Origin of the sequence: Oceanobacter kriegii DSM 6294, assembly GCF_000422845.1 — a bacterium.
Lineage (GTDB): Bacteria > Pseudomonadota > Gammaproteobacteria > Pseudomonadales > Oceanobacteraceae > Oceanobacter > Oceanobacter kriegii.
On the sequence record NZ_AUGV01000003.1, the window covers coordinates 1 to 22,396 of the forward strand.

General features: G+C 57.4%; 20 protein-coding genes and 1 rRNA gene. 12 read left to right on the top strand and 9 right to left on the bottom strand.

Features of this window, described 5'->3' with window-relative positions:
- Both G516_RS0100005 and tyrS read right to left on the bottom strand, forming a co-directional pair.
- A 16S ribosomal RNA gene (locus tag G516_RS0100005) occupies positions 1-188 on the bottom strand; the annotation flags it as partial.
- Between the two features lie 418 nt (positions 189-606).
- A complete protein-coding gene (tyrS, locus tag G516_RS0100010; RefSeq protein ID WP_028291905.1) occupies positions 607-1,905 on the bottom strand; it encodes a tyrosine--tRNA ligase in 1,299 nt (432 codons plus the stop codon).
- Positions 1,906-2,047: 142 nt separating this feature from the next.
- Between tyrS and G516_RS0100015 the strand changes: the two genes are divergently transcribed.
- Positions 2,048-3,313, top strand: a complete 1,266-nt coding sequence (locus tag G516_RS0100015) for a peptidoglycan DD-metalloendopeptidase family protein (protein WP_028291906.1) — start codon at positions 2,048-2,050, stop codon at positions 3,311-3,313.
- Positions 3,310-4,422: an anhydro-N-acetylmuramic acid kinase gene (locus G516_RS0100020; protein ID WP_051218774.1), complete on the top strand. Its 1,113-nt coding sequence runs from the start codon at positions 3,310-3,312 to the stop codon at positions 4,420-4,422. The genes G516_RS0100015 and G516_RS0100020 overlap by 4 nt, the downstream gene beginning before the upstream one ends.
- A gap of 60 nt (positions 4,423-4,482) precedes the next feature.
- On the opposite strand, the gene G516_RS20365 is transcribed toward G516_RS0100020, so the two are convergent.
- The 5 genes from G516_RS20365 to argC are packed head-to-tail and all read right to left on the bottom strand — an operon-like array spanning position 4,483 to position 7,663.
- Complete coding sequence (locus G516_RS20365) at positions 4,483-5,007, bottom strand: DsrE family protein (RefSeq protein WP_051218775.1); 525 nt, start codon at positions 5,005-5,007, stop codon at positions 4,483-4,485.
- Between the two features lie 18 nt (positions 5,008-5,025).
- A complete protein-coding gene (gene erpA, locus G516_RS0100030) occupies positions 5,026-5,370 on the bottom strand; it encodes an iron-sulfur cluster insertion protein ErpA (RefSeq protein WP_028291908.1) in 345 nt (114 codons plus the stop codon).
- Between the two features lie 55 nt (positions 5,371-5,425).
- Positions 5,426-5,842: a bactofilin family protein gene (locus tag G516_RS20370; protein ID WP_036533676.1), complete on the bottom strand. Its 417-nt coding sequence runs from the start codon at positions 5,840-5,842 to the stop codon at positions 5,426-5,428.
- A 9-nt stretch (positions 5,843-5,851) separates the two neighbouring features.
- A complete protein-coding gene (locus tag G516_RS20375; RefSeq protein WP_051218776.1) occupies positions 5,852-6,598 on the bottom strand; it encodes a DUF6776 family protein in 747 nt (248 codons plus the stop codon).
- A gap of 27 nt (positions 6,599-6,625) precedes the next feature.
- Entirely contained in the window at positions 6,626-7,663 is a 1,038-nt protein-coding gene (gene argC, locus G516_RS0100045; RefSeq protein WP_028291909.1) for an N-acetyl-gamma-glutamyl-phosphate reductase, read from the bottom strand.
- Between the two features lie 588 nt (positions 7,664-8,251).
- Here argC and G516_RS0100050 point away from each other — a divergent pair.
- The 5 genes from G516_RS0100050 (at position 8,252) to G516_RS0100070 (ending at position 14,170) form a co-directional block, all read left to right on the top strand.
- Entirely contained in the window at positions 8,252-10,051 is a 1,800-nt protein-coding gene (locus tag G516_RS0100050) for a chloride channel protein (RefSeq protein ID WP_169449477.1), read from the top strand.
- A gap of 80 nt (positions 10,052-10,131) precedes the next feature.
- Entirely contained in the window at positions 10,132-10,557 is a 426-nt protein-coding gene (hemJ, locus tag G516_RS0100055; protein ID WP_028291911.1) for a protoporphyrinogen oxidase HemJ, read from the top strand.
- A gap of 88 nt (positions 10,558-10,645) precedes the next feature.
- Positions 10,646-11,941: a glutamate-1-semialdehyde 2,1-aminomutase gene (gene hemL, locus G516_RS0100060; RefSeq protein ID WP_245582573.1), complete on the top strand. Its 1,296-nt coding sequence runs from the start codon at positions 10,646-10,648 to the stop codon at positions 11,939-11,941.
- Positions 11,942-11,969: 28 nt separating this feature from the next.
- A complete protein-coding gene (locus G516_RS0100065) occupies positions 11,970-12,608 on the top strand; it encodes a hypothetical protein (protein ID WP_028291913.1) in 639 nt (212 codons plus the stop codon).
- Between the two features lie 56 nt (positions 12,609-12,664).
- Positions 12,665-14,170, top strand: coding sequence for a methyl-accepting chemotaxis protein (locus tag G516_RS0100070; protein WP_028291914.1), 1,506 nt, complete (start codon positions 12,665-12,667; stop codon positions 14,168-14,170).
- On the opposite strand, the gene G516_RS0100075 is transcribed toward G516_RS0100070, so the two are convergent.
- Together G516_RS0100075 and G516_RS0100080 are read right to left on the bottom strand one after the other, a co-directional pair.
- Positions 14,171-14,887 (bottom strand): response regulator transcription factor, encoded by a 717-nt coding sequence (locus tag G516_RS0100075; RefSeq protein WP_028291915.1) that lies wholly within the window; start codon positions 14,885-14,887, stop codon positions 14,171-14,173.
- Positions 14,884-17,493, bottom strand: coding sequence for a cache domain-containing protein (locus G516_RS0100080; RefSeq protein ID WP_211225035.1), 2,610 nt, complete (start codon positions 17,491-17,493; stop codon positions 14,884-14,886). The genes G516_RS0100075 and G516_RS0100080 overlap by 4 nt, the downstream gene beginning before the upstream one ends.
- Positions 17,494-17,654: 161 nt before the next feature.
- Here G516_RS0100080 and G516_RS0100085 point away from each other — a divergent pair, with 161 nt between their 5' ends.
- Genes G516_RS0100085 through G516_RS0100105 form a run of 5 tightly spaced genes read left to right on the top strand, consistent with a single transcriptional unit; the run spans position 17,655 to position 22,376 of the window.
- Positions 17,655-18,422 carry an ABC transporter ATP-binding protein gene (locus G516_RS0100085; RefSeq protein ID WP_028291917.1) on the top strand — a complete coding sequence of 256 codons (768 nt, stop codon included), beginning with the start codon at positions 17,655-17,657 and terminating at the stop codon, positions 18,420-18,422.
- Positions 18,419-19,177: an ABC transporter ATP-binding protein gene (locus tag G516_RS0100090; protein ID WP_084644761.1), complete on the top strand. Its 759-nt coding sequence runs from the start codon at positions 18,419-18,421 to the stop codon at positions 19,175-19,177. Before G516_RS0100085 ends, G516_RS0100090 begins: the two co-directional genes overlap by 4 nt.
- Positions 19,178-19,213: 36 nt before the next feature.
- Entirely contained in the window at positions 19,214-20,437 is a 1,224-nt protein-coding gene (locus tag G516_RS0100095) for an ABC transporter substrate-binding protein (RefSeq protein ID WP_051218778.1), read from the top strand.
- A 50-nt stretch (positions 20,438-20,487) separates the two neighbouring features.
- Positions 20,488-21,375, top strand: a complete 888-nt coding sequence (locus G516_RS0100100; RefSeq protein ID WP_028291920.1) for a branched-chain amino acid ABC transporter permease — start codon at positions 20,488-20,490, stop codon at positions 21,373-21,375.
- Positions 21,376-21,377: 2 nt separating this feature from the next.
- Positions 21,378-22,376 (top strand): branched-chain amino acid ABC transporter permease, encoded by a 999-nt coding sequence (locus G516_RS0100105; RefSeq protein WP_084644762.1) that lies wholly within the window; start codon positions 21,378-21,380, stop codon positions 22,374-22,376.
- The last annotated feature ends 20 nt before the right edge of the window (positions 22,377-22,396 follow it).

Below are 22,396 nucleotides of genomic sequence, written 5' to 3' on the forward strand. Positions count from 1 at the left end.
CGTAGGGCGTATGCGGTATTAGCAGTCGTTTCCAACTGTTGTCCCCCACTACTGGGCAGATTCCTACGCGTTACTCACCCGTCCGCCGCTCGTCAGCAGATAGCAAGCTATCTCTGTTACCGCTCGACTTGCATGTGTTAAGCCTGCCGCCAGCGTTCAATCTGAGCCATGATCAAACTCTTCAGTTTAAAGTGTTTCGACCGACGGAATATGTCGATCTAAATCTTGCTCAAGAATAAAACTGTTAACATTCACGTAAATGAATTATCGACGAGTTCTTACTTGATAATTTTTGACTTCAAAATCATCTCAGTAAGCACCCACACGTAATTGTCTAAATTCTTTGTTAAAGAGCGTGCTTCGTTGTTTTCACTCGAAGCGGGCTGCGCATTCTAAAGACTTAAATCTCGATGTCAACCACTTTTTTAAAAGTTTTTCGAAGCGCTTTCTGGAAAGCTTTTCGATCAACTTCGAGGCGCGCATTCTAGAGATATTCTCGAGAGTGTCAACCTCTTTTTTCTTTTGTTTTCAACGCCTTGGAGCGCCTCAACTCAAGTGCCGCGCATTCTACGGATATCCTGCGCGGCGTCAACACCTTTTTTGAAATTATTTCACTTCAAACAGGTGGTACTTCTTCTTGCCCAGTTTCACCAGGAAGAAGCGACCATATAGAGCCTTATCTGCAGCAAAGCTCTCAGCGGTCTTCATGTTGTCCTCAGCACCTTTGGCTTCGCCATTGATCAGAACCGCGTTACGGCCGAGGGCGTCTTTTACTTCACGGCCAGCTTTTACCATGCCGCAGTCTGCAAACAGGCTGGTCATTGGTGTTTCAGCAATCGCTGCCAAATCCAGGTCGCTGGATGGCAGGCCGTCGAGTTTGATCTGTTCCAGCTCAGCTTCGCTCAGCTGGGAGATGTCGCCAGCAAACAAGGCTTCGGTAATGCGCTTGGCAGAAGCCAGTGCTTCATCACCGTGGACCAGACGGGTCACTTCTTCGGCCAGAATCGGTTGTACGGTCTTACGACCCTGAATCTCGGCATCTTTTTGTTCGATGGCATCGATCTCTTCAACCGGCAAGAAGGTGAAGTATTTAAGGAATTTGTAGGCGTCAGCGTCGGCGGTATTCATCCAGAACTGGTAGAACGCGTACGGCGACGTCTTACTGGCGTCCAGCCAAATAGTGCCGCTCTCGGTCTTACCGAACTTGGTGCCATCCGACTTGGTAACCAACGGCATGGTCAGGCCGAATACCTGCTTGCCATACATACGACGAGCCAGGTCGACACCACCAACAATGTTACCCCACTGGTCAGAACCACCAATTTGCAGGGTCAGGCCTTCACGCTCGGCCAGCTCGGCGAAATCGAAGGATTGCAGCAACATATAGGTGAATTCGGTAAAAGAGATACCGGAGCCTTCGCGTTCGATACGCTGCTTCACGGATTCTTTCTGAATCATGTTGTTGACACTGAAGTGCTTGCCAACATCACGCAGGAAGTCGAGCACGCTCATGTTGCCAACCCAATCGAGGTTGTTCACTACAACCGCGCTGTTGTCGCCGCTATCGAAGTCGATGAACTGGCTTACCTGGGCTTTCAGCTTATCAACCCAGCCTGCCACCACTTCAGGGCCATTCAGCTTACGTTCCTGAGCCTTGAAGCTTGGGTCACCGATCAGGCCGGTTGCGCCACCTACCAGTGCGAATGGCTTGTGACCTGCCAGTTGAAAACGCTTCAACATCAGCAACGGCACCAGGCTGCCAATATGCAGACTGTCGGCGGTTGGATCGAAGCCACAATACAGAGTGCGCATGCCGCTCTCCAAGTGGTCAATAAGCTCCTGGTCAGCGGTTGCCTGGTTCAGCAAGCCGCGCGCTTTCAAATCTTCGATCAATGCAGCTGTCATGGCGTGTTTTTGTGTCTAGTAAAAAGGGGCATCGAACATACCTGATCGAGGTGCAAAATCAAGGGACTGCCCACTGGTTAAAATCTCCGCAACCGCTAAGATGTTGATAAGAGATATACCAGTTCAGGAATTCCTGCCCCTCATGGCACAGACAAGCAGTCCCCTTCAGTACTTCCCCGCCACCCACCTTCTTGGTGCCGCTATTACCCTTATTCTGATTCTGGTGGCGTTGTTATGGCCCACCCCGGATGACCGCCTGACCACAACATTGACCGTGGCAATCCCGGACAATGCAGAAGCAGCGGCAGAAGAAGAGACCGTGCAGTGGCACAGCGACAAGGTGCAATCCGGCGACAGTCTGTCGACCCTGTTCTCACGGAATTCGCTGTCGGCGGTTGATGTGATTGAACTGGCATCACAAGCCCCGAAGGAAGCCATTCGCCTGTACCCGGGCCAGGAGCTGCGTTGGACCACCAACTGGGATAACCGCATTCAGACCCTTGAGATTCCGATCTCGCCACTGGCGAAGCATGTACTGTCGCGCTCTGAAAAAGGTACTTTCGATTATCAACTGGCCGAGCGCGAAGCGGATCATGTGCCTCGCTTTGCCAGCGCCGAGATCAATAACTCGCTGTTTCTGGATGGCGACCGTGCTGGCGTGCCGGAACAGGTATTGATTGAACTGGCTGCCATCTTCGGCTGGGACATCGACTTCGCCATGGACATTCGCAAGGGCGATTCTTTCAGTCTGATTTACGACGAGATCTATCTTGATGGCGAAAAGATTGGCAACGGCGACATCAAGATCGCCCGCTTTGTGAATCAGGGCCGTGAGATTACCGCGGTGCGCTACGAAGACGATCAGGGTAATGCCAACTACTACACCCCGGAAGGTCTGAGCATGCGGAAGGAGTTTCTGCGTAACCCGATCGACTTCTTCCGCATCAGCTCGCGCTTTAACCTGCGACGCAAGCATCCTATCTACAACACCATCCGCGCCCACAAAGGGACGGATTACGCAGCCCCTACCGGTACACCGGTCAAAGCCGTGGGTGATGGCCGTATTACCTGGGCCAGCCGTAAGGGCACCTACGGCAACCTGATCATCATCAAACACAACAATCGCTATGAAACCCGTTACGCCCATTTAAACAGCTTTCATCGTTCAACCAAGGTTGGCCGTTACGTGAAGCAGGGACAGGTGATTGGCTACGTTGGCTCGACCGGTGCTGCCACTGGCCCGCACCTGCACTATGAGTTCCGCGTCGATGGCGTATTCCGCGACTCACTGACCTTCAAGTTTCCCAAGGCCAAGTCCATTGCCTCCAGCGAGAAAGACGACTTCCTCAAGAAAGCCAATGCCATGCTGATGTGGCTGCATGGCTATCAGGTCAGTGCACTGCCATGACCAACACGCTGAATCAGAACAAACACGGGCTTTATATTGGTTTGATGTCCGGTACCAGTGCCGATGGCATGGATGCCGTGTTGTGCGAGTACATAGGCACCGCCTTTCGTACTCTGGCTTGTGAATCGTTGGACTATTCGCCATCAGAAACACGTTGGCTGCGCGACGCGGCGCTGGCACCGACATTAGCGGTCAGCGACATCATGTTGATGGACCGCTTTATTGCCGAGCGTTCGGTTGAGCTGGTGCAAACCCTGCTGGAGCAAACACAGCTCAAGCCCAACGGCATCTGTGCTGTTGGCAGTCATGGCCATACCCTGCGTCATCAAAGCCAACCTGGCGGCGTTACCTGGCAGATTGGCGACCCATCGTGGATTGCTGAACACACCGGCATTTGTTGCGTTGCTGACTTCCGTCGACGGGACGTTGCGGCCGGCGGCCAGGGTGCACCCTTAGTACCGGCGTTTCACCAACAAGTGTTTGGCGGATCAGACATCGACACCATGGCGTTAAATATCGGTGGCATCGCCAACATCAGTGTACTGAAAGGCGCTGATACTCTCGGCTTTGATACCGGGCCGGGCAACGCCCTGATGGACGAGTATTGCCAGACGCGCTTGCAGCAGTCGTGCGATATGGGCGGCCAGCTGGCCGCTACAGGGAAGGTTGCTGACGAGGTATTGCAGCAGTGGCTGACGCTCGACTTCCTGCATCAGACGCCACCAAAGAGCACCGGGCGAGAGCTGTTTCGGCTGTCGGCCTTTGAGGGTGACCTGCAAACGCTGTCTGCCGCCGATGCACTGGCGACGCTGACTGAGTTCACCGCCCGCAGCATTGCAGACGCAGTAAACCGCTATGGCCATTCGCAAGGGGAGCTACTGGTATGCGGTGGAGGGGCGTTTAATCAGCACTTGATGAATCGACTGGCCGCCTTGTTGCCGCATCATCAGGTTATGGACACCGAACAACGGGGCATTCATCCGCTATGGGTGGAAGGGGCCGCGTTCGCCTGGCTGGCCGCTCAGACACTGAATGGCCTGGCAGGAAATTTACCCGCGGTCACAGGTGCCCGCGGCGATCGGATTCTGGGGGCTGTATACCCAGCCTGACCTAGCTAGCCTGATCTTCGGCGTTTACCCAAAAGGTCTTTGGTTAGGAAAACGCTTGCCTCAGAACCAGGCGTAGCCGGAGGTTTGCAGGCGCTGAACTTCCTGCTCGCCGTTTTCGACGTAGTCGATAAAGGCAGGCAGCTCATCACGATCCAGGTGGTTCTGCACCATCCAACCCTCGCAAGCCTTGAAGTCGACCACTCCGAAGGCTTCCAGACGGGCGGCGGTATCAATCAGATCCCGATTGGCTTCGTAGTTGTCACGGGTGAACAGGCGCAGCTCTTCCCCCCGCAATACAAACGCAATCGGCTCGCGGCTGGCGTAACCATCGTAGTTGGTTACCATTTTCTCGGCCCGAAACATCAGGTCGCGTAATTCGTCGGCGGAATGCAGCTGAATGGCGGCCAGAAAACGGGCGTTGTCGTTAACCACGGGTTCCAACACCGTCGCACTGGCGTGTTCTGCGTGCTGGACGTCATTGGCATAGGCCGGTGCCGTGGTGCACAGGGCACTGGCACACAGCGTCAGAAGAGAAAATCGAATTCCTCGCAGAATTCTTGCACTGAGGGAAAAACGTTGGTGCATCTTGCACCCCACTGTTAATCAGACAGAGAAAGAGGAACCGCAACCACACGTTGAGGTTGCGGATGGGTTATGAACCAGAAAACGTGAGCCTTCCAGGCCCTCCTGGTAGTCAATCACAGAACCCACCAGATAGCTGTAGCTGAGTGAGTCCACCAGCACCCGAACGCCATCACGGCTAATCAGGCTGTCGTCTTCGGCGCGCTCGTCGTCAAAGGTAAAGCCATACTGAAAGCCGGAACAACCGCCACCGGTTACAAATACCCGCAGACACAGCTCATCGTCTGCTTCTTCAAGCAGCAGCTCACGCACCTTGGCTTCGGCGTTGCTGGAGAGTTCAATGGGTTCGGCGTTCAATACGGTCATATTGGGCTTTCGGGTCCTGTTCAGAGTGGTTAAATTATGCGTTTACCTGAGCAAATCAGTCAACTTTACTTTCAGAGACAGTCTGTACCGGCTTGCCTTTGGCGGCTTTGCCGTCGGCCTGATGCTTGAGCTGGCCATTCACCGACGCGCCCATCACCATTTCCATGGCCTTGTAATGCACATCACCTGTGATGCGGGCATCTTTGGCCAATTCAATGTATTCCGATGCATAAATATTGCCGTTGATTTCACCATTAATGATGATGTTCGGCGCATGAATGTCGCCTTCAACACGGCCCTTGTTGCTGACGCGCAGTACCGCACTGCCAGAACCGTCGGCGGTCAGGTTGCCCTTGATCACGCCATCGATATTGACCCCACCCGAAAAACGAACGTCGCCGGTAATTTCAGTTTTGGCAGAAATAACGGTGTCGTACTGCACATTCGAACTCTTTTCTTTAGCACTGAACATGGTGTTACCTTACTGGGTTGGCCAATCAAATGTTGCTTCAATTTTACGTGCCTTACGGCCGGTCGAATCAGCCACCACCAGCACCTTCGATGGTGTGAAGCCCTCCGGCAAGGCGATGGTTCCAGTCGCTTCCTGGAAGTAACGGAAGCGGAATAAAATGCCTTCGGACGGCACCGAGTCGCTGAGATCAGACAGAGCATAGCTGACCGTCTGATCGCCCTGACTGCCTTGCAGCGTCACGTGGGCATACCCTTCCACCACGGTGCCGTTGTCGCTGACCTGGGTCAGCATGAGGCGATAGCCAGCCTGCTGGCCATCGCCCGGTTGAATGCTCAGACTGTGAATCTTCAGGCCCTTGGTGACGGCTGCCGGGTCCATGATGCTTTTGTAAAACGCCAGCTCTTCTTCCAAGCCATCCACCTGATCTTCCAGTGAACGAATGGACTCCCGCACGCTGTCGGCTGCCTGACGATCCACCTGGCCACCTTTTTCAAGAATGCCCACCTGTTGGCTCAGCATATCGATACTGGCCTGATTGTTCTGCAACGACGACTGCAAGGTGTCACGTTCAGCACGCAGACGTTTGACGGTATCAATGTTGTAGAACCAGGCGGCGGCAAATGCCGCTGCAGCAACCACCACCAAGCTCACCAAACGCCAGAACAATGCCCTGCGGGCATGCCCGGGGCGATGGCGAACAATCACCAGCTCGTCTTGCTGGCTACCTTGTACAACCGAACCTTTCCTCAGCGTCATGACAGCAGTCCTTACCCGACAGGCGGCTTACGGCATCAAGGCCACGTGGTTCAAACCGGTCAGTTCGTCCAGACCGAACATCAGGTTCATGTTCTGAACCGCCTGACCCGACGCACCTTTTACCAGGTTGTCGATCACCGACAACACCACAATCTGGCCGGTTTCAACATGACGATGCACAGCAATACGACACATGTTGCTGCCTTTTACTGAACGGGTCGCCGGGTGGCTGCCAGCTGGCATTACATCGACGAATGGCTCGTTGGCGTAGCGCTGTTCGTACAGGCCTTGCAGATCGAAATCGGCAGGCAGGTCCGGAGCAAATGCGTACATGGTGGAGTGAATACCACGGATCATCGGCGTCAGGTGCGGCACAAACGTCAGGCCCACCGGCTTGCCAGCCATCCAGCCCAGACCCTGCTTGATTTCTGGCAGATGACGGTGACCTTTCACCGCATAGGCCATCATGGATTCGCTGGTTTCACACAACAGCGAACCCACCTTGGCACCACGGCCAGCACCGGACACACCGGACTTACAGTCGGCAATGATGGTTTGCTCTGGCAGCAGGTTGTTTTCCAGCAGAGGCATCAGGCCCAACTGGACAGACGTTGGGTAACAGCCCGGAACCGCAATCAGGCGGGCGTTGCGAATGTCGTCACGCTTCAGTTCCGGCAAACCGTAAACGGCTTCCGGCAACAGACCACGGGCACCATGCGGCTGGCCGTACCATTTCTCCCATTCATCCGCATCCTGGATACGGAAGTCGGCAGACAGGTCGATCACGCGAGTACCGGTAGCCAGAATTTCTTCGGCCAGTGAATGCGCGACACCGTGTGGGGTGGCAAAGAACACCACATCACACTCACCAAGGGTGTTGGTATCAGGCACACTGAAGCAAATATCGGTGTGGCCGCGCAGGTTCGGGTACATGTCGGCTACCGGCACGCCAGCTTCGCTTCGGGAAGTGATCACGTGCAGTTGCGCTTCCGGATGGTTTACCAGAATACGCAGCAGTTCTACGCCTGTGTATCCGGTGCCGCCAACAATACCTACCTTGATCACTTCATCACCTCTTATGCCTTGTCTGCCTGCAAAATGGGGCGGCAGTAAGCCCTGTATTCAAACCGCTTATCATACCGCTTCTTTCGGCTATTTATAGAGCAACTTGCCAACCCGGACTTGCCAAATCCATGCTGTGCAATGGTCCTTGGGATTGACCTGGGACCCTCTGAACAACTCGGTGCCCGCTCTGGATGACAGGGCGAAGCTGAGTCACGAAGCTGATTTGCAGGCCTGACGGGTCAAGTCAAAAATCAGCGACACAGAGTCAGCAAGGCCCTGCCATCCCCGCAGGGCGCGGCCTGCAGCCCGCCAGAACAGTGTTGGCGAAATTGGAAAGGGCCAGCCATTCCGCTGCATTCGCCGCCTTGTTCTGACAACCTGCAGGACTCGCGCAGAGCTGTGCAGAGTTATTCAGAGGGTCCCCTTTTGATTTTTAACGATGCCTGTCACCATAGACGGCTGATCACTCCAATACCAAATCGCCCGTTCCGATGACAACGCCTGACCGCGTTATCCGAACGTCGCCACCAGCAGGGAATTGCCTTGGCTCTGATGCAGAAATGCCAGCACTGGCTCAACCAATTGACCATGTCGGACAACCAACTGGGGCTGTCGATTCTGGCACTGGCGGCGGGTATTGCGGCAGCACTGGTCATCACCCTGTTCCGACTGGCGATTGAATGGCCGTTGGAAATTTTCCTGCCGATGAGCAGCGAAGACGATTACGAAGCCCTCGCGCAACTGACCCGAATCGGTCTACTGGTTACTGGCGGGCTGCTGCTGGTTGCCATTTTTCAGCCCCTGAAGCCGGAACAACGCAGTGTTGGTGTGACCCACGTGCTGATTCGGATGGAACGCCATCAGGGCTACATGCCGAAAACCAATTTACTGCTGCAATGGGTGGCGGCGGCGATTGCGCTGTTAAGTGGCCACAGCGTCGGCCGTGAAGGCCCGGCCATTCATTTGGGAGCGGGAGCTGCCAGCCAGCTGGGGGCCAGCGCCGGAGTTGCCCACCACCGCTTGCGCATTCTGGCGGGCGCCGGAGTTGCCAGCGCCATTGCCGCGTCGTTCAACACCCCCATGGCGGGGGTCATCTTTGCCATGGAAGTGGTGCTGCTGGAATACAACCTGCGCGGGTTTATTCCGATCATTCTGGCGTCAGTGGCCGGTGCCGTGATCAGCCAGCTGGTGTTTGGCAGCAACACCGCCTTTGATGTACCGCCACTGGCCATGCACTCACTGCTGGAGCTGCCTTACGTTATCGCCCTGGGGCTGATTTGCGGCCTGTTATCAGCGGCGTTTATCCTGCTGATGAAGCGCTTCCAGCGGCTGGCGCCACAGCCACTGCTGATTAAATGGGGCGGCCTGACGCTGGCCACAGCGGCGGTTGCCTGGTGGCTTCCGGGCATCATGGGCATCGGCTACGACACCGTTAACCATGCCCTTGCAGGGGACGTCAGCATGGGGCTGTTTATCGGCTTGCTGCTGGGCAAGCTGGTGCTGGCGGCGTGGGCTGCGGGCGTCGGTTTTCCCGCCGGATTGATTGGCCCTACCCTGTTTATCGGCGCCCTGGTTGGCGGTGTCATGGGGCAATTTTCGCTGTTGGTGGTGCCCGGTTATCCAGCCGAGATTGGCTTTTATGTGATGCTGGGCATGGGGGCCATGATGGGGGCTGTATTGCGAGCACCACTGGCTGCGCTGGTCGCCTTGCTGGAGCTGACCGCCAATCCGCACATCATCATGCCCGGCATGCTGGCCATTGTGATTGCCACTCTGGTGGCCAGTGAGATCTTCAAACAGCCGTCTATTTTCCGAGCCCAGTTGGGGCAGAACGACCTCTATCAAGTGCCGCACCCGGTTCAGCAAATGCTGTACAGCACCTGGGTGGCCGAAGCCCTGTCCCGCTCGGTCGCGGTCAGCAGCCGCAAAATCAGTTCGCAAGGGGCCAGCCAACTGCTGCAATTGGGTACTGACTGGGTGCTGCTGGAGAAAGACAACGTGATCCTTTCCACCGCCGCCTTGGCCGAGGCGTTGAGTAACAGCCCAGACGATGCGTCCGGTAGCGCTGACACAGGTGGCAGCACAAACACCTCGGCAACAGACTCAGCCACAGCTACAACAACCCGCGCCGGGGTGGAATTTCCGGCCGACGCCAGCCCGGACATCGACTTGCTGGCCATTCCCGGCGAACGCCATACGGTGGAAGCCATCTCGTTGAAGTACAATTTGCAGGATGCTCTCGACCTGATGCAAAGCCATGACTTGAACTGGCTGGCGGTGTATCGTCGCGACCCGGATTCACGCAAGGGTGCAGGTCCTTGCGTTGGCCTGGTATCACGGGAAATGATCGAACGTCATTACCGCTACCGGCCCCAAACCATACGCTGACGGCCATGTATCGTCGGCAACCGGCAGTGGCTGCAAGCTGCTGTCAGGCAACCCCACGATGAGCGACGGAAACCAACACTATGCTGTGGATCAAAGCCTTTCATATCATTGCCGTAATCACCTGGTTTGCAGGCATCTTCTATCTACCACGACTGTTCGTTTACCATGCCATGGCAGAAGACGAGGTATCCCGTGAGCGTTTCAAGGTGATGGAGCGCAAGTTATACCGCGGCATCATGGTGCCATCGATGCTGGTCGTGATCGCCCTTGGCTTGTGGCTGATCAGCTTCAACATGGAGTACTACCTGGTATCAACTCACTGGATGCACGCCAAATTGACCCTGGTCGCGCTGCTGATTGGCTACCACCATTACTGCGGTCATCTGGTAAAAGTCTTCCGTGACGACCGCAACACCCGCAGCCATGTCTGGTTTCGTTGGTTCAACGAAGTGCCAGTGCTGCTGCTGATCGCCATTGTCATTCTGGTGGTGGTAAGACCGTTCTGATTTGAGTCCGGCGTCCACCGTGACGCCGGACCGCCGTTATACATTTGACCACGCCAGCCGCCGCTGGCCTGACGCAAGAGAGACCTTCATGAGCTACAACATCTCCAAGTCCCAGTCGCTGTTTGAAACTGCCCAGAAACACATTCCAGGCGGTGTTAACTCGCCGGTTCGTGCGTTCAAGGGCGTTGGCGGCACGCCAATCTTCTTCGACCGTGCCAAGGGTGCCCATGTTTACGATGTGGATAACAACCGCTACGTCGACTACGTGGGTTCCTGGGGACCGATGATTCTGGGTCACAGCGCACCACAAATTCTGGATGCCATCCGTGACCGCATGGAGCTGGGCCTGAGCTTTGGTGCGCCCACCTCCATCGAAGGCGACATGGCCGATGAAGTGTGCAAACTGCTACCATCGATGGACATGGTACGGATGGTGAACTCCGGCACCGAAGCCACCATGAGTGCGATTCGTCTGGCCCGTGGCTACACCGGCCGCGACAAGATGGTGAAATTCGAGGGCTGCTACCACGGTCACTCCGACTCACTGCTGGTAAAAGCCGGTTCCGGCATGATGACTCTGGGCGTACCCACCTCACCGGGCGTACCAGCCAGCGTTGCCGAGCACACAATCACCCTGAACTTCAACGACCTCGACAACGTGCGCGAGTGCTTTGCCAAAATGGGCGACCAGATTGCCTGTGTGATCGTTGAGCCAGTGGCGGGCAACATGAACTGCATTCCGCCAAGCAAATCCTTCCTGCAAGGTCTGCGTGAGCTCTGCACCGTGCACGGCATCGTGCTGATCTTCGACGAAGTGATGAGTGGCTTCCGCGTTGCCCTGGGTGGTGCCCAGGCCTACTACGACATCGTTCCGGACATGACCTGTCTGGGCAAGGTAATCGGCGGCGGCCTGCCTGTTGGTGCCTTCGGTGGCAAGCGTGAAATCATGGAACACCTGGCTCCGCTGGGTCCTGTGTATCAGGCCGGTACCCTGTCCGGTAACCCACTGGCAATGGCGGCCGGTCTGGCGATGCTGAAAGAAATCCAGCGCGACGGCGTGTACGAGCAGCTGACGGCCCGTGTTGAACAAATGACCGACGGCTTCAAGGCGGTGGCCGACAAGCACGGCATTCCGTTCACCTTCAACCGCGCTGGCTCCATGTTTGGCCTGTTCTTCACCGAGCTGGACAAGGTCGAGAACTTCCGTCAGGTCGCCGACCAGTGCGATGCCGAACGCTTCGGCAAGTTCTTCCACGGTATGCTGGAAGAAGGCGTGTATCTGGCACCTTCTGCCTTCGAAGCGGGCTTTATGTCTCTGGCCCACACCGAAGACGACATCGAGTTCACCATTGCTGCCGCCGACAAGGTTATGGCATCCCTGTGATGCCTGCCCAACCCCGGGAGGAAGTCGCTTGATTGAAGTAGTAAGTAGTCTTGCGCTATTGCTGGTCGCCGCGGTGGCCAGCTGGCAAAACCGCCCTGCGACCAAAGGCAATGAATGGCCCGGCTCTGCCGCCGGGCGCTTTGCTGCGGCGCTGATGTTATTCGGGCTGGGCGTGGTCGATGTACTGGCGCTGCTGATTGGCACCGATGCTAACGACGGCCTTGGCCGTACCCAATTGCTGATGAGCCAGCTGGGACTGTATGCCGCCTTGCCATTGCTGGTATCAACCCACTTGGCTGAACGCCTGCGTCAACATTGGACCCGCCAGACCTGGGGCCGGATTTTCCTGGGCTGGTGTGTGGTGTTTGAACTGGGTCGTCGTGGCGACGTGCTCGACAGTGTGGCACTGGTTACCCTGATTGGCGGTGCCGCTACCCTGCTGCTGTGCTGGGCACCGGCCCGTCTGATCCCCGTATCTGCTGATCAGCCGGGGGCATCGGCGGCCAGCAGCTACTTGCCGCTGCTGTTATGGGCAGCTGCGATACTGTCTTACCTGTACGGCGATCACCAGAGTCTGGTGTTGCCACAGGCACTGTCAGCACTGGTGCTGGCTCAGCCTGAGTCCTACCGAATGGCGCAAGCAAAACGCCAGGGGCTCTCTGAATAACTCAGTTCCCACGCTGGTCTACACTGGGGTTATGTTGTCGCACTCAAGGCTCCCACATGACCCCGAATTCCTTCACCCAATATTACGCTCAGATTGACCGTTTTTTTGCCGTCTGCTGTGCGGCCTTGTTTGTGGTATCGCTACTGCTGGCAAGCTGGCACAACACCTGGACCGAAGCGTTGGTGATCGGTCTGCCCAGCGCGGTTGTGCCGATTCTGGTATGGCGCGCCATGCCCGGCGCCCGCCTCACCCGCATGACCTTTGCTGCGGCCCTGATGGTGTTTGCGGCACTGCACATCCACCAGGGCCACGGCCTGATTGAGCTGCACTTCGGCATCTTTGTGCTGCTGGCAGTATTAATGGCCTACCGCGACAGCCTGCCGATTCTGGTCGCTGCTGGCACCATCGCGGTTCACCATCTGGCCTTTGGCTTGTGGCAGGACAGTGGCTCGTCCGTCTACGTGTTTGAAAGCCACGCCGACCTCGGCATTTCAGCGCTGGAGCTGGTGCTGCTGCATGCCCTTTATGTGGTGATTGAAACCGGCTGTCTGGTGTACCTGACCGAGAAAAACAAAGCCTCGTTTGTGCAAGGCATGGAACTGCGCGAACTTGGCGAGCAACTGACCGCCGGTGGCCGCATCAACCTCAGTGTTCATATCGACGACCCCAAAGGCGACATTACCCGCGAATACCTGAAGTTCTTCGACAGCGTCAAAACCCTGGTCCGTCAGGCCGATGCCCTCGCAAGCTCGATGGCGCAATCCGGCTACAACTTTGCCCGCCTGTCCAGCAATCTGGCCGATGGCACCCGCGAACAACAGCAACAAACCGACATGATCGCCACCGCCACCACCCAGATGACGGCATCGATGGATCAGATTACCGATTACTCGCGCGAAGCCGCCAACGCCTCTCAGGAAGCCGAAAGCAGTGCCAATCAGGGGGCGTCGTCCATTCAGCAGGCCACCCACACCATCGGCCAACTGGCCAACAACATGGCGGCTGCCAACACGGTGATTCAGGACCTCGACGCCGAAACCACCAATATTGGCTCGGTACTGTCGGTGATTCAGGAAATTGCCGAGCAGACCAACCTGCTGGCCCTCAACGCTGCCATTGAGGCCGCCCGGGCTGGCGAACAAGGTCGTGGCTTTGCCGTTGTGGCCGATGAAGTAAGAACCCTGGCGTCGCGTACTCACGAAAGCACTGAAGAAATTCAACGCATGATCGAGCGTTTGCAGAAGGGCTCGGCACAAGCCGTAAGCTCGATGGAAACCAGCCAGAAAGGCGTGCAGTCGAGCGTGGAGCAGATCGAACAAACCCGTGAAAAACTGCAATACGTTTGCTCACGGGTCAGTGCCATTCATGGCATGAGCCAACAGATTGCCGCTTCCATCAAGGAACAATCCGGCGCGGTTAGTGAAGTCAGCCAGAACCTCGAAACCATCCGCGCCATCAGTCAGGACGCCGCCAGCCAAAGCAGCGACTCCAAACGCCACGCCGACAAACTCAGCCAGGACTCCGACACCTTGCACAACCTGCTGACACGGTTTGATACCTGATCAAGTCCAGCGAACGTCAACCGTCAGCATATAGCCCATGCCATACACGGTTTTCACCAACCTCGGCGAGCGTGGGTCTTGCTCAATTTTCTTGCGAATGCGGGACATCCGCACGTCAATACTGCGATCAAAGGCGTCATCATTGCCAGTAAGCAGGGCATCCCGGCTGAGGATCTGCCGTGGCCGCTGTAACAGCTGCAGCAACAAGCGAGCTTCACCGGCACTCAGCTCCTGCACATGGCCGTCGGTATGTAATAACTGTAAGGTGGCAGCATCGAACTGCCAGTTATCGAAAAAAGCAATGCGAGCTGACTGTTCCGAGCTCATAGGCGCAGTAGCATCCACCAAACTGACACGCCGCAGAATACTGTTAACGCGGGCCACCAGCTCTCTTGGATCAAACGGTTTGCTGAGGTAATCGTCGGCACCGAGCTCCAGACCTAACACCCGATCAGGCAAACTATTCCGCCCGGACAGGATCAACACCCCGATATCCTGCCGCTCGGTCAGCTCCCGCACCAGAGCCAGACCGTCCATATCAGGCAAGCCCAAATCAATAATGCACAGCCTTGGCGCCTGACGGGCGATAGCAGCGTTCAACAAGGCTCCGGAAGCAAAAGTCTGAACCTTGTGGGAATAACGCTGCAACTCCTGACTGACCAGCCGGGCGATGTCGGCATCGTCTTCCACCACGTAGATCAATGCTGGTCCTTTCATAGTGACTCCGAATCCTGACTCAACGACTTCTGGCTGGCCTGCAGCAGCGCCTGATGCAATTGCTTGCGATCGAAAGGTTTTCGCACCAGTGGCCAATGTACAACACCGCTGTGATCAGCCGCAGCGGCATCAAAAGCATAACCGCTCATCAGCAGGATCAATAGCTGCGGCTGTTGCTGCCTTAGTCGAGCAGCCAGTTCCGTGCCTTTGATATCCCCCGGCATCATCACATCCGACACCACCCCATCCAGCGGGGTGCTGGCCTGTTGCAGGGCCATCGCCAGTTGTAGAGCTTCATCGGCATCAGTGGCCTCCAGCACGTGGATACCCAGACTAAACAACTGCTGCCGCACTACCTGCCGGACATCGGCGTCGTCCTCCACCAACAAAAACAGCTTGCCTTCAAAGCCACTGTTGATTGCACTGTTGGCCGTTTTTTCATCAGAATGCGGAACGTTTTCTGAGACTGCAGAAGTGGCTTCAGCGGATACAAAATCGGCCTCTGACTCAGATTCGGCGCGACACACAGGCAACAGCACCACAACCCGGGCACCTCCCTGTGGCTGATTGGCCAGCGCCAGATAGCCGTGGGATTGCTTCACAAACCCAAACACCATCGACAGTCCCAGGCCGGAGTTGAGTTGGCCCGGCTTGGTGGTGAAAAAGGGTTCCAGTGCCTTGGCCATGGCGTCGTCAGAAAAGCCGCTGCCCTGATCCATAAACTGCAGCTGCAGGTAACGGCCGTCCGGCACCGGCTCATCAAACTCAGGTTCTGCCGTATCTGGCTCTGCCGCAGCAACCCGTTCGATCACCGCCGCCGACAGCGTCAGGGTGCCGCCGTCCGGCATTGCATCGCGGGCATTCAGGCCCAGATTAACCAATGCATTTTCCATCAACCCCGGGTCCAGCCGGGCCATGCACGAGGCCAGCCCCGGCGCCGCCTGATAACGCAATTGATGGCGACTGGTGAAAGAGCTGGCCAATAGCTCAACGGCTTCGTCGAGCAAGCGTTTGACCGCCACAGGCTCCGCCTGCAACGGCTGGCGGCGGGCAAACGCCAGCAACCGGTGGGTAATGTCGGCCGACCGCCGCGCGGCCCGTTCGGCCGGAGCCAACAAGGCATCCAGTTCTGGCTGGTCAGCACCAAAGCGTTCGCGGGCAATCACCAGATTGCCCTGCACAATCGACAGCAGGTTATTGAAATCATGGGCCAGACCACCAGCCAGCTGGCCAACCGCGCTCATGCGCTGGGCCTGGTTGTGCGACGCCAACAGCTGTTCCGTGCGTTGCCGCACTTCCGCATCGAGGCTGTCGATGTTATCGCCCAGCCGCTCCACCATGGCATCAAAGCCGGACGCCAGCAGGCCAATCTCGTCATCACGACGCAGCCCGGTGCGTGCTGAAAGGTCGCCCCCCTTCACCCGTACAGCGGTCTCTGCCAAGCGTTTGAGTGGACGGGTAATGCGGTTCACAAAGAAGTTGGAAATCAGCAACGTGGCCAGCATGGTGATTGCGGCCAGCACCATGATGCGACTGCTGAGCCGCTCAGAGCTGGATTGCAGCTCGTCCAGATACACCGAAGAGCAGATGTACCAGTCAAAGCCTTCGATATAGCGCACCAGCGATAGCTTGTCGTAGGCGTAGTTGTCGGGGTCATCAGGCTTGTCCCAGCGATAGTGCAGCTCCTTGCCGGTATCCGCGACCTGCATCAGCTCCTGATAAATCGGCTTGCCCGACATCGGATTCTGATGACTGATAAAACGCACGCCATCGAGGTTGTCGTTGGGGTGAATCAGCATGTAGCCTCGACTGTCGAACACATACAGATAACCGGTGCGGGCAATTTTGATTTCCGCCAGCGCCTGGCGCAGTTCCGCCAGCGCCAGCTGTTTGCGCTGCTGCACCTGCTGTTCCAGATCGTTGAGATACACCCCGGCACCAATTACCAGCCCCCACTTGGGTAACGCCCGTACGTATGACACCTTGTCGAGTTCGTCCGGACCATCCAGCCGCGGCCAGCGGTAATGGTAGAAACCAGCACCATCCGCACGCGCCTGCTCCACCAGCTGGCGCAGGGTATCGGATTCCCTTGGCGTCAGCGACTCCGGTGCCAGCTTGCCGTCAAAGCGCGGATCAGGGTGGGACAGCACCCGAATGTCGTAGTCCACCACCCACAGATAGTCGTTATTGCCGAAGCTGAAACGACGCAAATAATCAAACGCACTGGCTCGGGCCTGCGCCAGCGGAATCCCGCGGCGAGCGGCGTCTTCCATATGAGAATCCAGAAACGACTCGGCCAGATCCACCACATTGCGTAAACCGCCTTTCTGGCCCTCCAGCGCCTGCTCGCGGTACTGCTCCACACCGGCGTACATGCGGTCGGCAATTTCATAGACATTGTTCAGCACCAGCCGCGCCGAATTACGCTCTATCTCGAACACCTTCTGTTTGATCATCGGCACCGTGTACAGATACACGAACACAAACACCACCACCAGAATGCCGCGAATCAGCAACGACAACTGCCGTGACAAGCGCGCTGGCTGCGGTCGCCAGAGCCGTTGCAGCAAGGAAAAAACGGCCGATTCGGCTTTGGTCTCAGGCATAACGGGTCACTGAAATAGTTGGATACATTTGCGACAAAGTCGGGAAAAAGTCTTGCCCTAGTCTGCCGTCAACAACCTCAAAAACAATCCGATCAAGGGCTTAACCCCAGCCATCGGAACGCCGGTACAGCAATAAAAATAACACTGGAGACCGAGCAACAATGACCGACCTGATATTGCAAACCCGCGACCTGACCCGCGAGTTCAAGGGCTTTACCGCTGTGGACAAGGTCAACCTCAATGTCCACCGCGGCGACATTCACGCCCTGATCGGCCCCAACGGTGCAGGCAAGACCACGGTGTTCAACCTGCTGACCAAATACCTGCCGCCGACCACCGGCAGCATTTATTTCAACGGTGAAGACATCACCCGGGTGGAATCGTCGGCGATTGCCCGCAAGGGCATGGTGAGATCGTTCCAGATCTCGGCGGTGTTCCCGAAACTGAGCGTGCTCGACAACGTCCGCATTGCCCTGCAACAGCAGCAAGGCAACAGCTTTCATTTCTGGAAATCCGCGCGGGTGCTGGAACAGCTGAATGAACGGGCAGAGCAACTGCTGGATTCGGTCGGACTGCTGGAATTTGCCCGCGTAACCACCCAGGACCTGTCTTACGGCCGTAAGCGAGCGTTGGAAATTGCCACCACCCTGGCACTCGACCCCGACATGCTGTTGCTGGACGAACCCACCCAGGGCATGGGCCATGAAGACGTCGACCGCATTGCCGAGCTGATTCTGTCGATCCGTCACAACCGCACCATCCTGATGGTGGAGCACAACCTGCAAGTGGTGTCGCGGCTGGCCGACCGCCTAACGGTATTGCAACGCGGCGCCATTCTTACCGAAGGTGACTACGCCACCGTCTCTGCCGACCCTCGTGTACGCGAAGCCTATCTGGGCGTTGCCGCCGATCAGGAGGTGGCCGCATGAATACCGCCACTGCCGCACTGCAAACACACAGCCAGCACACCCCACACGTGGCTGGCGACGAAAAAATCCGCATCAGCGACCTGCATGCCTTTTACGGCGAATCGCACATCCTGCATGGCATCGACCTGTACGTGAACCAGGGCGAACTGGTGACCCTGCTGGGCCGTAACGGCGCCGGGCGATCCACCACCCTCAAGGCGATCATGAACATGGTTGGCCGCCGCACCGGCAGCATCATGATCAACGGCCGCGAAACCATCGACCTGCCCGCTCACCAGATTGCCTGGCTGGGGCTGGGTTTCTGCCCCGAAGAGCGCGGCATTTTCGCCAGCCTGTCGGTGGAGGAAAACCTGCTGCTGCCGCCGGACGTGCGTTCAGACGGCATGCCGCTGGAAGAAATCTACCAGATGTTTCCGAACCTGGCCGAACGCCGCAACAGTCAGGGCACCCGCCTGTCCGGTGGCGAACAGCAGATGCTGGCGCTGGCCCGCATCATGCGCACCGGCGCCAACATCCTGCTGCTGGACGAAATCACCGAAGGCCTGGCGCCAGTGATTGTGCAGCGCCTTGGCGAGGTGCTGCAGCAGCTCAAACAGCGTGGCCTGACCATTCTGCTGGTTGAACAGAACTTCCATTTCGCCGCGCCGATTGCCGACCGTCATTACGTGATGGAACACGGCCACATCATCGAAGAAGTGCCGCAGCAGCAATTACATGCGCGGCAGGACCAACTCAACGCCCTGCTGGGTGTGTAACCCGAACCACTCCAATAACAATAAAAGAGGTTTTACATGAACGATCGAATCTCCCGCACACTGTCTTCCGTTGTGCTCGGTAGCGCCCTTGGCCTTGCCGCCCTCAGTGCCCCGGCCAGTCAGGCCAGTCTCAGTGACGACCGAGTACGCCTTGGTGTGCTGGCCGATATGAGCGGCCCCTATGGCGACCTGTGTGGCAAACACTGCGTCGAAGCCGTCAACATGGCGGTGGAAGACTTTGGTGGCCAGGTACTGGGCCAACCAATTGATGTGATTTCCGCCGACGACCAGAACAAGCCCGACCTCGGCTCGGCCAAGGCACGGGAGTGGATCGAGAGCCAGGGGGTCGATGCCATCAACGGCCTGGTGGCCTCATCGGTGGTGGGTGCCGTGGCGCAAGTAGCCAACAGCGCCGAAAAACCAATCCTGATTTCCGGTGCCGGGTCCAACACCTTCACCACCAAAACCTGCTCGCCTTTTAATGCCCACTGGACCTATGACGTGGTGGCATTGGCCCGTGGCACCGTGTCACCGCTGGTGAAATCCGGCAAGAAGAAATGGTTCTTCATAACCGCCGACTACGCCTTTGGCCACGCACTGGAAAACGTCGCCACCGGCATTATTGAAAGCAACGGTGGCACCGTGGTGGGTTCCGCCAAGGCACCGCTGGGCACCACCGACTACTCCTCGTTTGTGCTGCAGGCCATATCTTCCGGCGCCGATGCAGTAGCGCTGGCCAATGCCGGCAAAGACTTCGTCAACTCGCTCAAGGGCGCCAGTGAATTTGGCCTCAGCCAGCAAGCCACCATGGTCGGACTGCTGGTCTTCGCGTCTGACACCCGTTCTATCGACGCCGACATCATCGGCAACATGCGCCTCACCACCGGCTTCTACTGGGATCGCGACGAGGCCACCCGCGTCTGGTCAAAACGCTTTATGGAACGCACCGACGGCGCAGTGCCCACCATGGCTCATGCTGGTGCCTATTCCTCCACCCTGCATTACCTGAAAGCCGTGGCCGCCACAGGTACAGACGACGGTGCCACGGTGATGAAACATATGAAAGCCAACGCCCCGGACGACATGTTCGCCCGCCACGCCACCCTGCGGGCCGACGGTCGCATGGCCTACGACATGTATCAGGTGCGGGTAAAAACCGCCGCCGAGCGCAGCAACCGCAATGACCTGTACGAGATTGAAAACGTGATCCCCGGAGATCAGGCCTACGCCGCCATGATCCCTGAGTGCGACTTCAAATAAGCAACTGCCAGGGCGACGCCCATGCTGTCGCCCCATTTGAGGATCAGACCATGACAACAATACTGGGAATCAACGTCTTTGCGCTGCTGGGGCAGCTGTTGGTCGGCCTGATCAACGGTTCCTTCTATGCGCTGCTGGCGCTCGGGCTGGCAATCATCTTCGGCCTGCTGCGCATCATCAATTTTGCCCAGGGCGCACTCTATATGCTGGGCGCCTTTCTGGCCTGGCTAGGGCTACAACAACTAGGGCTGAACTACTGGCTGGCATTGGTACTGGTGCCGCTGGCGGTGGGGGCCATCGGTATCCTGATGGAACGCACCCTGATCCGGCCAATTGCCGGTCAGGATCACCTCTACAGCCTGCTGCTGACCTTTGGTGTTGCGCTGATCCTGCAAGGCGCCTTCAACCACTGGTTTGGCTCATCCGGCCAGTCCTACCCGATCCCGGACGCCCTCAAGGGCGGCAACAACCTTGGCTTTATGTACCTGCCGACCTATCGCGGCTGGATCATTCTGGTGTCATTGGTGGTGTGCCTGGCGACCTGGTGGACGATTGAAAAAACCCGCCTCGGTGCTTACCTGCGTGCCGGAACAGAAAACCCGCAGCTGTTACAGGGCTTCGGCGTCAATGTGCCGGTGATGATCTCGCTGACCTTTGGTTTTGGCGTCGGCCTGGCGGGCCTCGCGGGTGTGCTGGCAGCGCCAGTGTATTCGGTCAGTGCAGACATGGGCGCCAACCTGCTGATTGTGGTGTTCGCTATCGTTGTGATCGGCGGCATGGGCTCGATTGGCGGCGCCATCCTCACCGGACTGGCGATGGGCGTGATCGAGGGCCTGACCAAATACTTTTATCCACAGGCATCCAGCACCGTGATTTTTATGGTGATGGTACTGGTGCTGCTGTTCAAACCTGCCGGGCTGTTCGGCAAGGAGGCCTGACCATGAATACTCTCGTTCGCAGCGCGACCGCAGGCCTGCGCCTGCCGCTGTCGCAACCACATCTGGGCAGCGCGCTGTTGCTGCTGGCAGCACTGCTTGCCCCGGCGCTGATTTACCCGGTATTTCTGATGAAATTCCTCTGTCTGGCGCTGTTTGCCTGTGCCTTCAACCTGATGCTGGGCTTTGTTGGCATGTTGTCGTTTGGCCATGCTGCTTTTCTCAGTACCGGCGGCTATGTCACCGGCTACCTGATGATCAACAGCGGCATCACCCCCGAGCTGGGCGTGCTGGCAGGCACCGCAGCATCGGCGCTACTGGGCTTCCTGTTCGGCAAGTTGTCGGTCAAACGCGAAGGCATCTACTTCGCCATGGTAACGCTGGCCCTGTCGCAGTTGGTGTTCTTCTTCTATTTACAGGCCCCTTTTACCGGTGGTGAAAACGGCATGCAGGGCATTCCCCGCGGCCATCTGTTCGGGCTGATCGACCTGTCTGACAACCTCGCCATGTACTACTTCGTGCTGGCAGTGTTCCTGATCGGCTTCGGCATCATCTTCCGCACCATTCATTCACCGTTCGGGCAGATTCTGACCGCCATCCGCGAGAACGAACCGCGCGCCGTGTCGCTGGGCTACAACGTGCGCCAATACAAGTTGCTGGCGTTTGTGATCTCGGCAGCGCTGGCGGGCATGGCAGGCGCCACAAAGGCGCTGGTGTTCGAACTCGAAAGCCTCACCGACGCTCACTGGCATATGTCTGGCGAGGTGGTGCTGATGACCCTGCTGGGCGGCATGGGCACCGTGTTTGGTCCGGTGGTCGGCGCCGCCATTCTGGTGGCCATTGCGACGCTGTTCTCGGGCGGCGAGCTGGGCAACTACATCCACATCATCATGGGCTTTATTTTTGTCACCTGCGTACTGGCGTTTCGCCGTGGCGTGGTCGGCGAATTTGGCCATTTCATGCACAAGAACTTTCCTGCCTCGGGCTTCGGCCGACCGCAGTAAAGCGTGATTCCAACCACCCT